3 protein-coding genes and 2 pseudogenes are annotated in these 14,074 nt (G+C 55.0%); all 5 read left to right on the plus strand.

The window, feature by feature from the left end:
• Positions 1 to 8 precede the first annotated feature (8 nt).
• Positions 9 to 10,193 carry a hemagglutinin repeat-containing protein gene (locus FHD02_RS14135; RefSeq protein ID WP_220394005.1) on the plus strand — a complete coding sequence of 3,395 codons (10,185 nt, stop codon included), beginning with the start codon at positions 9 to 11 and terminating at the stop codon, positions 10,191 to 10,193.
• Positions 10,194 to 10,741: 548 nt separating this feature from the next.
• A complete protein-coding gene (locus FHD02_RS14140; RefSeq protein ID WP_170972924.1) occupies positions 10,742 to 11,224 on the plus strand; it encodes a hypothetical protein in 483 nt (160 codons plus the stop codon).
• Between the two features lie 199 nt (positions 11,225 to 11,423).
• Positions 11,424 to 12,092, plus strand: a pseudogene (locus tag FHD02_RS24880) (filamentous hemagglutinin); the annotation flags it as partial.
• A complete protein-coding gene (locus FHD02_RS14150) occupies positions 12,089 to 12,307 on the plus strand; it encodes a hypothetical protein (RefSeq protein ID WP_137360739.1) in 219 nt (72 codons plus the stop codon). The pseudogene FHD02_RS24880 and the gene FHD02_RS14150, both read left to right, overlap by 4 nt.
• An 85-nt stretch (positions 12,308 to 12,392) precedes the next feature.
• Positions 12,393 to 13,967 (plus strand): annotated as a pseudogene (locus FHD02_RS14155) (VENN motif pre-toxin domain-containing protein); the annotation flags it as partial.
• Between the last annotated feature and the right edge of the window lie 107 nt (positions 13,968 to 14,074).

Genomic DNA, 14,074 nt, shown 5'->3' on the forward strand with positions numbered 1-14,074 from the left:
GCAGGATGATGAAAAAGGATCAGATTCGTTTCTCTCAGCGTGTACTTAGTGGGGTAGTGAGCGCTCTGTTAGCCACGCAGCCGCTGTTTCCGGCCATAGCTGCCACCATCACCCCTGCCGGCAATACGCAAATGGATAAAGCCGCCAACGGTGTTCCGGTAGTGAACATCGCTACGCCGAATGCGTCCGGGATTTCACACAACAAATATAACGACTACAACGTGGGAAAAGAGGGGCTGATCCTCAACAACGCCACCGGGCAATTTAATCAGACTCAGCTTGGCGGCATTATCCAGAATAACCCGAACCTGCGTTCAGGAAAAGAAGCGACAGGGATCATTAACGAAGTCACCGGGAGCAACCGTTCACAGCTACAGGGCTATACCGAAGTGGCGGGTAAAGCGGCCAACGTTATCGTTGCCAACCCTTATGGCATTACCTGCAATGGTTGCGGATTTATCAATACGCCCAACGTCACCTTGACTACCGGCAAACCGGTGCTGGATGCTGACGGTAATCTTCAGTCGCTGGATGTGAGCAAAGGCGGTATCACTATTGAAGGTCAGGGATTGGATGGCAGCCAGAGCGATGCGGTGTCGATCATTGCCCGGGCCACAGAAATCAATGCGGCGCTGCATGCAAAAGATCTCAGTGTTATCGCTGGAACCAACCGCGTAACGGCGAAGGGACAGGTGAGTCAACTACAAGGCGAAGGAGAAGCGCCAAAGGTGGCGGTGGATACCGGGGCGCTAGGCGGCATGTACGCCAATCGAATTCGTCTGGTTTCCAGCGAGAAAGGGCTGGGGGTCAACCTCGGGAATCTGAATGCCCGTCAGGGTGATATCACGCTTGATGCGAATGGAAAACTAACCGTTAAGTCCAGCCTGGCCAGCGGGGCTATCTCCATGAAAGGACTAGACGTTGCGCTTTCTGGCGATCATAAAGCGGGGGAAAATTTATCCGTCGCCAGTCAGCGTGATATTGCCCTGAATGATGGCGTGCTGGTCAGTGATAAAAACCTGCAATTGACTGCGCAAGGAAAGCTGGAACAGAAGGGCGGCACGCTTACCGCGGGCCAGGACGTTGCGCTTGCTGCCAGTGACATTACTCAGCAGCACGAGGCGCAGATTGATGCTGCTGGAAATGTTTCGTTGGCCGGACGGAACAGTGTCGACACGCAGGGAAAAGCCGCTGCCGGAAAACAGCTTAATGTTAACGGTGATTCGCTGAGTAACGGCGGCCAGTGGAGCGCGGGTGACGCCGCCCGTATTCAGGGCGGCAGCGTAACCAACAGCGGTGTGATGCAGGGGACATCGCTGGATATTGCCGCCACGCGTGATGTTAATCTTAGTGGCCAGCTCAATGCGGCAGATACGCTGACGATTAAAGGCCAGCATATCTCTACAGCCACGGATGCTCAGATGCAAAGCGGGAAGAATATTGCCCTGCAAGCCGGGACGGTAAGTCTGAACGGCACCCACGCGGCGAAAAATGACCTGACCGTGACGGCAAACACCCTCACTCATAACGGTAAATCAAGTGCCACGCAGATGAACCTGAACGTGGCGCAAACTACCACTCAAAACGGCACGCTGGTGGCAGACAGTCTCAGACTCGACAGCCAGCATATCGCCAACAGCGGTCTGCTGCAGGGTAACGCAGCGTTGGCTCTGCATACTGATAATCTGCAAAATCTGAGCGGCGGTACTATCTACAGCCTTGCCGCTCTGGCGCTGGATATTCCTTACCTGACTAACGACGGGACTATTGCTACCGATGGCGATCTGCGCCTTGGCGGTCTTCAGTTGATTAACGCAGGCGACATTCAGGCTGACACGCTTGAGCTGCAACTGCGCGACGCGATAAATAATTCCGGGCGTCTGCTCGCACATCAGAGCGCGCAACTCACGGCGCAAACGCTGGAAAACGGCGGCATGCTGGTGGCGAATACTCTCACTCTCGACGGAAACACTGTTCAGAACGGTGGTCTGGTTCAGGGTAATGACAGCGCGTTGATTTCTGCGGGTACTCTGACGACGGAGACGACGGGGCAATGGTTAACCGGTAATGCGCTGACGGTGAACGCGGGTACGGTAGAACACGCCGGGGTGATGCAGGGTGATACCCTTACATTGACAGCCGATGCGCTCAATAACAGCGGGGTGCTTAACGGCTTACGTGGCCTGGAAGGGACACTGACCGGGCAACTGACCAACGTCGGGCAAATTCAAAGCGGTGGTGGGCTCTCGCTCACCGCAAACAACCTGATCAGCGCCGGGCGTATCGTGGGGGATTCGCTCACGCTTGCGGCAACGACGCTACGTAACAATGGCTTGTGGCAGGGGGCTAACGGACTGACTTTACGCAGCGATACGCTCAGCACGGACACAACGTCACTGACGCTGAGCGGCGGCGCGCTGACCGTTGATGTGGATACTCTGATCACGCAGGGCACGTTGCAGGGACAACAGGTCGCGGTGACGTCTGATGACTGGCGGCACGAGGGGGCGTTGGTCAGCCTTGGCGCACTGACGGCTGACATCAGTAACCGATTTACCCTGCCGGGTGAATTGATGAGTCAGGGCGCTCTGTCGTTAGCTGCACAGCAGTTGAAGAACGACGGAAACATCCTCAGTGAAAGTGACATTACGCTCAATGGTCAGCAATTTACAAACAGTGGGGTGGTACAGGGAAATACCCTGACGCTAAGCCAGGATCGTATTCATAACCAGGGCGTATTGATTGGCCGACAAAACCTGACGGTGGCAGCCCCGCAGCAGGAGCTGATTAATGCGGCGGGGGGGGCGCTACTGACCCAGGGAATGCTGAAAGTGACGTCCGGCGATGTGACCAACGCAGGAACGTGGCAGGGGCAATCGATTCTGCTCAATGCGCAGTCGCTGACTAACAGCGGAGCAATCCAAAGTGCGGATGCGTTACAGCTTATGCTCGTCAAAAATTTCACGTCTGCAGAGGGCAGCAAAGTCACCGCACTCGGTAATGCCACGCTCCAGGCGCTATCCCTGACGAATAACGGGCAATGGGCGGCGAGTCATTTGACGTTAAACGGCACCACGCTGGATAACGCCGGGGCGATCAGCGGAGTCAATGGCCTGACGTTAGCCATGAATGGCGCGGTCAACCAACAGCCGTTGGGCAGCATGCTCACCGGCGGCGCATTGGATCTCAATGCGGCATCGGTGGCTAACGCAGGCAGCATTCAGGGGACGACGCTAAGCATAACGTCCGGTGTGTTAACCAATAGCGGACGGCTGCAGGGGGATAATGACGCCACGCTGGCGCTGAACGGTGAACTGACGAACCTGGCAGGGGGGGAAATTGTAAGCCGTCAGGGACTGGCGATCGCCACGCCCGTAATGTTTAACTACGGCGTCATTCAGAGCGGCGGCAACACACGTATTAACGCCACAACCCGCGCGCTGAACGAGGGGAAGCTGCTTTCCGGCGCCGAGTTGAGACTCACCACGCCGCAGTATTCCGGCGCAGGCTGGTTACAGGCGACAAATCTCATTCTGAATGCGGCAACGGCCACCAACGACGGAAACTGGCTTGCCGACAGCGCAACGCTGACGGGGAGTCAGTTCACTAACCAGGGGACGACGCAGGCGGGACAACTAACACTCAATTACCAGCAGTTGACCAATAACGGTACGGTGTTAGGAACGTCTCAACTGACGGTTAATGCCGAACGCGTGAACCAGAATGCGGCTGGCAAACTGTTCAGCGGTGGCGATTTGACTCTCACTAGCCAGTCTCTGGAAGCGCTCGGGCAGGTGGTTGCGCTGGGTAATCTGACGCTGAAACTGGTGAATGCGTTCATCGCCAACAGCACGCTTGCTGCGGGCAACATCCTCACGATTAACAGCGAGGGCGCCATCGACAACCGCAACGTCATGCAGGGGCAGGCGGTCAACCTGACGGCAGGCGGGCAGTTGAGTAACAATGGGCAAATCACCACCGGCAGCGGTACGAGCAGCCTCAGCGGCAGCAATGTGGCGCTTAATGCCGCCGGAACGGTACAGGGTGGGGGTGACATCATGGTCACCAGTCACGGCAATATTACCGTAGACGGTTTTACCGGCACGCGCGGAACGCTCACGCTCAATACGCCGGGGGCAATCATCAACACGGCGCTGCTGTATGCGGCAAATAACATGGCGCTGTATGCCGACGCTATTACCAACCAGCGCGGCGATATCCTTGCGGGCAACAGCCTGTGGATGCAGAAAGATGCGGCGGGAAATGCCAACCGCGAGGTCATCAACACCTCCGGCACCATCGAGACGCAGGGCGGCGATATCACGATTAAAACTGGGTATCTGCTGAATCAGCGAGATGGGCTGGTGGTAAGCAAGGGTAACACTGAAGATCTGACACAACAGTATGCATGGCTGAATGAGGGATATGCCGACATTCCCCTGTCAGAGCTTATTCTGGGAACCGACTATGGCTATGTTGTTAGCGAATCCTGCAGTGGAGGTGGTAGCCCAGGGCACGGCGCGGCCCCCAGCTGTAGCGATATCGCAACGCCTGTGGCGATGAAAAATAGCCCAGCAAAAGAGATCGCCATTTCACGTTCTACACTTTCAGTCTCCGCAAACGGCGGTGCCGCGCGCATCAGTGCCGCGCGCGGGATGGTAATCCAGGCAGATCATCTTGAAAATAATGCCAGCACGTTGCTTGCGGGCGGGGATATGTCCCTTTCCGGTTCAACCCTGCAAAATCAGTCATGGACTGACGGGACGATCACCCGTTATCGGACGTATGTTGCTGATCAGCAGGGCAACCGCTGGGAGACTCCTGCCGCTTCGGTAGACGCGGATAGATATAATAGCGGCCCGATTCACTATATCGCTCAGGGTAATGACAGGGAGGAAACCTCTGGAGGAACGGTATACCGCGCGGTTATTCAGTCTGGTGGAACTGTTCTGGCTAATTTTTCGCAAGATATCAGTAATACCACTACCACTACCACTCCCAGTGCGGGTGGGGCGATAAACACCCTCGTTACCCCTACCCTGAACGCACTCAGTAACCAGACCATCGACGCTGGGGTGCAAAAGCAGACACTGGCAGATAGTGAAGCGGTTAGCGTTAATTCGCCGCAGTGGAACGATCAACTGCAAGATGCCCTGCAGCAGATTAACGGTGGTACGCTGGATGCCGGGAATGTCGCGGATACCACGCTGGACACGGTCTCTACCGATAAGAACAGCCAGATTAATCAGGGGAAAACGGTGGATACCAGCGCGTATCCATTGCCTTCTGGTCAACACGGCTACTTTGTTGTCTCTGACGATCCGCAAAGCCCGTACCTGATCAACATTAACCCCAAGCTCGATGGTTTGGGTCAGTTGGACCCGGCTCTGTTTGCCGAGTTGAACGCACTGCTGGGGATTATGCCTGGCGATGCCCCACGTGAAACCAACAGCGCCTATACCGATCAAAACCAGTTTCTGGGATCGGCGTATATGCTGGACCGTCTCAACCTGAACCCGGAATTCGATTACCGTTTTCTTGGTGATGCAGCGTTCGACACCCGCTACGTCAGTAATGCGATGCTGAATCAGACAGGAAGCCGTTATATCAACGGTATAGGTTCCGATCTGGATCAAATGCGTTATCTGATGGACAGTGCCGCCGGCGCACAGCAGTCGCTGGGGCTGAAATTTGGCGTAGCCCTGACGGCGGAGCAAATTACCTCTCTTGAACAAAGCATATTGTGGTGGGAAGCTGCGACCGTCAACGGTGAAACGGTGATGATACCGAAGCTCTATCTGTCGCCGAAGGATATCACCGTCAATAACGGGAGTGTCATCTCCGGGAATAACGTCCAGTTGGCAGGCGGTACTATCACTAACGCCGGTAGTACGTTGCTGGCGAATAACACACTGACCCTCGACAGCCAGAACAGCATTAACAATCTCAACAATGGCCTGATGCAGGCCGGGGGCAACCTCGACCTGAGCGCTATTGGTGATATCAATAACATCAGCGCCGCTATTAGCGGAAAAACGGTTCAGTTGACAAGTCTCGACGGCAGCATCAATAACCTGACGCAGGTGGAGCAGATTGACATCAATGCGTGGGATAAATACGGCAATGTGAGTTTTAAAGACACGCTGCTGGGCACGACGGCGTCGATTACCGCACAGGATGGGCTGTCGCTATCGGCAGGCACAAATATCACCGTCACGGGCGCAACGCTTTCGGCGGGCGATTCACTGCAGATGAATGCTGCGGGAGATATTGCGGTGAATGCGAATCACATTAACGATGCGCAGAGCCATGCCGGACGATGGACTGACGAGACCAGCCGTTCATCACTGGGCTGGCAGGGAAGCAGCATCAGCGCGGGAGGGGACCTTGGCATCAATGCCGGGAATAACCTCAACCTGACGGCAAGCGACGTGAACGCTGGCGGCAGCGCGATGCTGACTGCGGGTAACGATCTCAACCTGAATGCGGCCAGCACGCGTGAGAACAGCCGCGACGGGGGCAGCGAATCACACCGTTCCGGGCTGGATCGCACCACTATTTCTGCGGGCGATAACCTGGTCCTGATCGCGGGTCAGGATATTAACGCCCACGCGGCGGGCCTGGCGGCGGAAAATGATGTGGGTCTGCAGGCCGGACGTGATGTCAATTTGCTGGCCGAGGCCACGGCTGAAGGCGACAGTTACCACGCGAAGAAAAAAACCATCATCAATGAGTCCGTGCGCCAGCAGGGTACGGAAATTGCCAGCGGTGGCGACACGGTCATTATCGCCGGGCGCGATGTGAATGCGCAGGCAACCGATGTGATTGCTCAGGGAGATATCGGCGTAGCGGCGGGCCGGGATGTGAATCTCATCACGGCGACGGAAAGTGACTACCACTACGAAGAAACCACCAAAACCAAAAAAGGATTCCTCAATAAAAAGACCACCCACACGATTGAGGAGGACAGCGCCACGCGTGAAAAAGGCGCGTTGCTGAGCGGTGACAATGTGACTGTAGCTGCCGGGAACAACATTCTGGTTCAGGGCCCTGCCGTCGTCGGTGATGGTGATGTGGCGCTCGGTGCCGGAAACAACGTCGACATTATTGCCGCAACCAATACCGATACCTCTTGGCGGTTTAAAGAAACGAAAAAAAGCGGCGTGATGGGAACGGGCGGGATCGGTTTTTCCATCGGCAGCAGTAAAACCACGCATGATTTGCGCGAGCAGGGCACCACCCAGAGCGAGAGCTTCAGCACTGTCGGGTCAACCGGCGGCAACGTCAGCATTACAGCCGGTCAGCAGGTGCGTATTGGCGGTGCGGATATCATCGCGCAGAAAGATATTGCTATGCTCGGTGACAGCGTGGTGATTGAGCCAGGCCATGACAAACGTACCCGCGATGAGACGTTTGAGCAGAAGAGCAGCGGCCTGACGGTGGCGCTGTCGGGGGCAGCAGGCAGCGCAGTAAACAGCGCAGTGCAGACTTCGCAAGATGCGAAGGGGGAGAGCGATGATCGTCTGGCGGCGCTGCAGGCCACCAAAGCGGTGCTTTCTGGCGCGCAGGCGGTGCAGGCGGCAGCGGTTGCCCGGGCCAGCGACAAAGCGGACAGCGGGCTGGGTATCAGCGTCTCGCTGACGTCGCAGAGCGCCAAATCTGAGCAACATGTTCAGACGGATACCGTGACGGGCAGTACCCTGAATGCCGGTAATAATCTGATTATCGCTGCGACGGGCAGCGGCCAGAGCGGCAACAGCGGCGATATTCTGATCGGTGGCAGCCAGATAAAGGCGGGCGGTGACACCACCCTGGTGGCGGCGAATGATATTGTGCTGAGCGGTGTGGCAAACACCCAACAGACGACAGGCACAAACAGCAGCAGCGGGGGCGGGGTGGGCGTCGGTATCGGCGTCAACGCTGACAGTTACGGCATCAGCGTCTTCGCCAACGTCAACGGCGCAAAAGGCAGTGAAAAGGGCAACGGCACGGCGTGGACGGAGACCACGCTGGACAGCGGCGGTACGGTTTCGCTGGTCAGCGGGCGTGACGCCATCCTGAACGGGGCGCAGGTCAGCGGTGACCGCGTGGTGGCGGATATCGGTGGCGACCTGTGGATGAGCAGTGCCCAGGACAGCAATGACTACCGGTCGAAGCAGAGCAGCGCAGCGGCCGGGGGCAGCTTTACCTACGGCAGCATGTCCGGCTCAGGTTATATCAGCGCCAGCCAGGACCAGATGAAGAGCGACTACGCCTCGGTGCAGGAGCAGACGGGTCTGTTTGCCGGCGACGGCGGATTTGACGTAACAGTGGGCGGGCACACGCAGCTGGACGGCGCGGTAATTGCCTCAACGGCGACGGCGGATAAAAACAGCCTGGACACCGGAACGCTGGGTTTCAGGGATATTCATAACGAAGCGGACTTTACGGTCAGTCATGCGGGAGCCGGCATGAGCGCTGGCACCGGAGACACGGGCGGCGGGTTCAAAGGCAACATGCCGGTCGGGATGGTCACGGTCGGGGGCAACAGCGGTCATGCGGACGGGACGACGCAGGCGGCGGTAGCGGGCGGGACAATAGCGGTTCGCGACGCGGCGAATCAGCAGCAGGATGTGGCGGGTCTGAGCCGTGACGCGGAGCATGCGAACGACAGCATCAGCCCGATTTTTGACAAAGAGAAAGAGCAGAAGCGGCTGCAGGAAGTGAGTCTCATCGGGGATATCGGCAGCCAGGCGGCGAATATCGCGCGGACGCAGGGGGAGCTGAATGCGCTGGAGGAAGCGCGGAAGGTTTACCCGGATAAAACGGTGGAAGAGCTGAAAGAGACGCAGACCTGGCGTGATGCACAGGCGGAATATGGTACGGGGAGTGATTTTCAGCGTGGAATTCAGGCAGCGACGGCAGCGCTTCAGGGGCTGGCGGGCGGAGATGCCGGCGCGGCGCTGGCGGGGGCATCGGCCCCGTACCTGGCGAATATTATTGGTCATGATTCGGGATTAAGCGATGAGGCGGCGCTGATAGCACATGCGATACTGGGTGGCGCGGCAGCGGCGATGCAGGGAAACAGCGCGGCGGCGGGAGCGGCAGGGGCCGTCTCGGGCGAGCTGGCGGCAAAAGCGATAATGGAGGCGATGTACCCGGATAAGCGGGTCAGTGAGCTGAGCGAAGCGGAAAAGCAGACCATCAGCATGCTGGCGAGTCTCTCCGCGGGAATGGCGGGCGCTCTGGCGGGGGGCAGCTCATCATCCGCGGCAGCAGGTGCGCAGGCCGGGAAGAATGCGGTTGAGAATAATTACCTCAGCTATGACGAGGCACATGCTTTCGATAAAGAAATGACAGCCTGTCGAAAAGCCGGGGGGGATTGTGGCAGCATCCAGAATAAATATGCTGTAATTAGTGCTGATAACCGACTGAAATTGCATATTGATGTGGCTGCCGCCCCTCTGACTGCTCTGTCCGGGGAAGATAAATGGAATATTGAGGGTGGGCTCAGCGCGGCGGGTCGACCTGACTGGTTATATGGTTCACTGGAAAATCAGGATGTGAAGGACTACGTTACTGAAGGCAACAGCTACGACCTGGACTATCTGAATAGTAATACGTCACAGGGTGATAGAGCTTTGGCTTTCTTTGGGGAGCCAGAAAATTACTGGGGTACGGTAGCGGGAGCTGGTTCGTTGTTAACGTCATCAGCCACGCTGACGGAAAAATTTGTTAGTGCCGGGCTGAGTTACGGGGCAAATGGTGCAGTCCAGGTTGCAACCGGCAATACTGGTGAGAAGTTCGATTATCTCAGTTTCACGATGTCAGGATTAACCGGGATAGGGACAGCCGGGAAAGGATATTACGCTAACCAGTTATTGGGGGCCGGTAGTGCTTACATGAGCAGCCAGATTGAAGGCCAGGACAGTACCTCATCAGTAGTGGGCAGTATGGCCGGCACAGGAATTGGTTATGGTACAGGAACAGCAGTTACCAATAAATTTGAGTCTCAGTACATAAAAAACCAGCTGGGAATGGATGCCAGCAAAAATGCTTTAAAATACTCTGAATCATCTTTTGGTCCGGGGTATTTGCTTAAAGGTGGTGAAATGAGCTCCGTTCCAGGGATTGCTGGCGGATCCGTTGGTTCGTTAATGTCGGAAGGTGCAAGTAGTGGAGTTCAGCAAGAAGTTAATGGAGGTGGTAAATGAACCGTCCTCTATTAGAACTTATTAAGCTAATATTTATTTTTTCTGCGACTTGCTCTATAGGAATGGTTGTTAGTATCTGGCTTATCGCACGAAATCCCATCGCTCTAACTGTATATATAAAGTATGGATGTATTGGTGCTGCAGTTGGGGTTTGGATCGGTGCTGGAATTTGGTTGTTATTCTATCTGCAAGTACGACGACACTTTCGTAAGTAGTTATTGTTGAGAATAATGCGCTGGGAGATAAGGACAAGAAACTTCCGATACTGGATATACGTCCGGGGTGGCTGAAACCTGGAGTTGTGGATGCTGATGGAGACATTCAAGGGAATGGAATGTCAAAAGCTTCAATTCCTAAAGTCCCCCCAAAACTACAGCCTTTTACAAACCCGCCTCAGGGACCTGTTATCCCTCAGGGTTGGGTTAGTAAGCCAGGTAGAACACCAGGAAGTACAATTTATTATCCACCAAATACTGACCCGGGCAGTCCAGGAAGCTCATATATTAGAGTGATGCCGCCAGGATCGACCCCGGTTCCTGGGTTAGAAAATGGATACTGGATATCGGTTAAAAATGGTCAGCCAACAAATCCAGCCACAGGTGGCACTGGCACTCGAGGTGAAACTCATGTACCACTACCAACAGACACTATGCCGCCAGAAAGGTAAGGACAATATGATTACTGATGCCGAACTTCATGAATTTGAACAATCTATATTTACCGGAGTAACGGTTGGTGTGGGATCTTTAGTTTTGCTGTTTTCATCAGGCGCTAGGGTAATGATCCAGTGTCCATTTCAGTGCGGGGAAAAAGGACATTTACATACAGGGCATGGTGAGAATTTATCGACTAGTAATTTTTTATTTCCTTTACTTAACCAGGTAGTCAGAAGCTGTTCTGTTGTGGATGGTGAAATACTGAGACTATCCTTTGATAATGAAAGATATATACAAGTTTTGCCTGAAAATAACGGGTTTGAGTCTTATGTTATTACTACAAGTTATGGGGATTACCCCGTAATTACTTACTGAACGGGTACTGGTTCTTGCGTTAGGATCTTATCAGTTGCTCTTTAACAATATTGCTGGGTAGTGCAACGAACTGAAAAGGCGCGTCGGGGCAAAAGTTGCCGCGCCGAAAGTCCTGCAAGGAAAACCGCCTTTAACTCACGGAAAATATAGGGAAAAACCGGGTTCATCACAGCAATGTGCACCGGATCGAGTTGTTGCGGAGAATAACCTGATGGGCGGGAGTGAGGATGCGCAGGCTGCCTGGATACGCCAGCACGGCATCGATATGGCGACCTGTTCCGACAATCCGAGTGGGGCCGCATGTCAGAAAGCAATGAATGAACGTGATGCGGTAGGGCTGGCGCTGGCAACAGGTACAGTGGCTCTGCTTCCTGGCAGTGCTCAGGCGATGTGGGGACTGGGCGCGGGGGCAAATGCAGGAATTGGCTACCTGGCGGATGGCACTATAGATCCGGCAAACGCAGTCATTGCGGGCTGGGTGAATGTATTCAGTATGGGAAATGGCCTGGTGGGTACTGTTGGCTGGAATGCTGCAGGCGGTGCGTTGGGTAACTGGATTGACAACAAAGATCCACTGTCTGGGGCAGTTACAAATGGTGTCGGTGCAGGTTTGGGTTATGGAATAGGTAAGGGCATTTCCTGAGGAGCAAATGCCGGAGCAAACTGGTGGAAAGGTGGCTGGGATCCGAAATTTAACCCGACACTTCAGAAGTATACTGAAGTAAAAGGTGATTTTGGAATTTCGAAGGAAATATCCCCTGGCCGTGTTCCAGGTGCTTTTGGTGATTTTGGTGGCTCACTCTTCTCTGAAATAACAGGTAAAGGTATAGAAAAACGTATGGGTTCTGCGGGAGAGGGAGATAAATGATTAATGTTCTCTTTTTTATCTTCTCTGTAGTTGCGGGGATTATCATGGCTGAACTGGCTTATTTGTCATTACTTATTATTGATTATGTCATCCGGGGTAGCTTCAGTTTTTCTTTGCCCGAAGCCCTGCATAATCTAAAAGTAGGTGGCGGCGGTGGCTTTATTATTGGCGTTGGGATCGTTCTATGTCGTTTTTTTAAGATCAAAGGATTTTAATCGCGGAGAATAATATGCTGAGTGTTGCTCAAAACAAGTCCTATGCTCAGAAAATGACTCAGTGCCCGGGCAATGTGGTTTGAGAAATTACGCCTCGGTGCAGGAGCAGACGGGGCTGTTTGCCGGCGACGGCGGATTTGACGTAACAGTGGGCGGGCACACGCAGCTGGACGGCGTGGTAATCGCCTCAACGGCGACGGCGGATAAAAACAGCCTGGACACCGGAACGCTGGGTTTCAGGGATATTCATAACGAAGCGGACTTTACGGTCAGTCATGCGGGAGCCGGCATGAGCGCTGGCACCGGAGACACGGGCGGCGGGTTCAAAGGCAACATGCCGGTCGGGATGGTCACGGTCGGGGGCAACAGCGGTCATGCGGACGGGACGACGCAGGCGGCGGTAGCGGGCGGGACAATAGCGGTTCGCGACGCGGCGAATCAGCAGCAGGATGTGGCGGGTCTGAGCCGTGACGCGGAGCATGCGAACGACAGCATCAGCCCGATTTTTGACAAAGAGAAAGAGCAGAAGCGGCTGCAGGAAGTGAGTCTCATCGGGGATATCGGCAGCCAGGCGGCGGATATCGCGCGGACACAGGGGGAGCTGAATGCGCTGGAGGAAGCGCGGAAGGTTTACCCGGATAAAACGGTGGAAGAGCTGAAAGAGACGCAGACCTGGCGTGATGCACAGGCGGAATATGGTACGGGGAGTGATTTTCAGCGTGGAATTCAGGCAGCGACGGCAGCGCTTCAGGGGCTGGCGGGCGGAGATGCCGGCGCGGCGCTGGCGGGGACATCGGCCCCGTACCTGGCGAATATTATTGGTCATGATTTGGGATTAAGCGATGAGGCGGCGCTGATAGCGCATGCGATACTGGGTGGCGCGGCAGCGGCGATGCAGGGAAACAGCGCGGCGGCGGGAGCGGCAGGGGCCGTTTCGGGCGAGCTGGTGGCAAAAGCGATAATGGAGGCGATGTACCCGGATAAGCGGGTCAGTGAGCTGAGCGAAGCGGAAAAGCAGACCATCAGCATGCTGGCAAGTCTCTCAGCGGGAATGGCAGGCGCTCTGGCGGGGGGCAGCTCATCGTCTGCGGCAGCGGGTGCGCAGGCCGGGAAGAATGCGGTTGAGAATAACTCGCTTGGAAGTGTTTTAGCTGCCGCAAACGCGAATAAACCAGGTACAACAGAAAACTACGCGTCAGGTACTCAGGCCGCAATCAAAGAAGCCTGTAGCGGAAATACACCGGTATCGTGCCAGATGGCTGTAGCCGCATTGGGCACTGTGATGTCTGGCGGCGTGCTTCCTGAGGCTATGGTTATTTCTGGTGTTATCAGTGCCGGAGCTGTTGGTGGTGTTGATTATGTGATGAATGGTTCCGTTGATCCTAAAAATGTTATTGCTGCCTACTGGAGTGGTGCTTTAACACGTTATACTGGATTTGAATCAACAGTTCTTATCAATGCTGGTAGCAGCGCCATCGTAAGCTACCTGGATGGAAAAAATCCATTCCTGTACGGGACTATCGGTGGTCTTGGCGGTGCAATCGGTTATGGTATCGGTAATAAATTTATAGAACCAATGTTGGGTGACGTAGTTAATCCGACATGGAAAGCATTGCGTTGGGATGATATTGGCATTGGAGTTTCTCAGCCTTCTAAATAGCTGCGCGGAATAGTAGATCACTGAAAGGGAACTCAGCCCGGATTGTGCGATCTGATCAATCGCCAAACCAACCAAAATCACCAACCGGACTGAGCGATGCCGATCAT

The sequence above is a fragment of the Citrobacter sp. EC_71 genome (genome assembly GCF_019584005.1).
In the GTDB taxonomy this organism is placed as follows: domain Bacteria; phylum Pseudomonadota; class Gammaproteobacteria; order Enterobacterales; family Enterobacteriaceae; genus Citrobacter; species Citrobacter werkmanii.

What these genes read in the sequence shown, in the direction of transcription:
- FHD02_RS14135 (WP_220394005.1), top strand. Translation starts at nt 9, where the DNA reads ATGAAAAAGGATCAGATTCGTTTCTCTCAGCGTGTACTTAGTGGGGTA.
- FHD02_RS14140 (WP_170972924.1), top strand. Translation starts at nt 10,742, where the DNA reads ATGGATACTGGATATCGGTTAAAAATGGTCAGCCAACAAATCCAGCCA.
- FHD02_RS14150 (WP_137360739.1), top strand. Translation starts at nt 12,089, where the DNA reads ATGATTAATGTTCTCTTTTTTATCTTCTCTGTAGTTGCGGGGATTATC.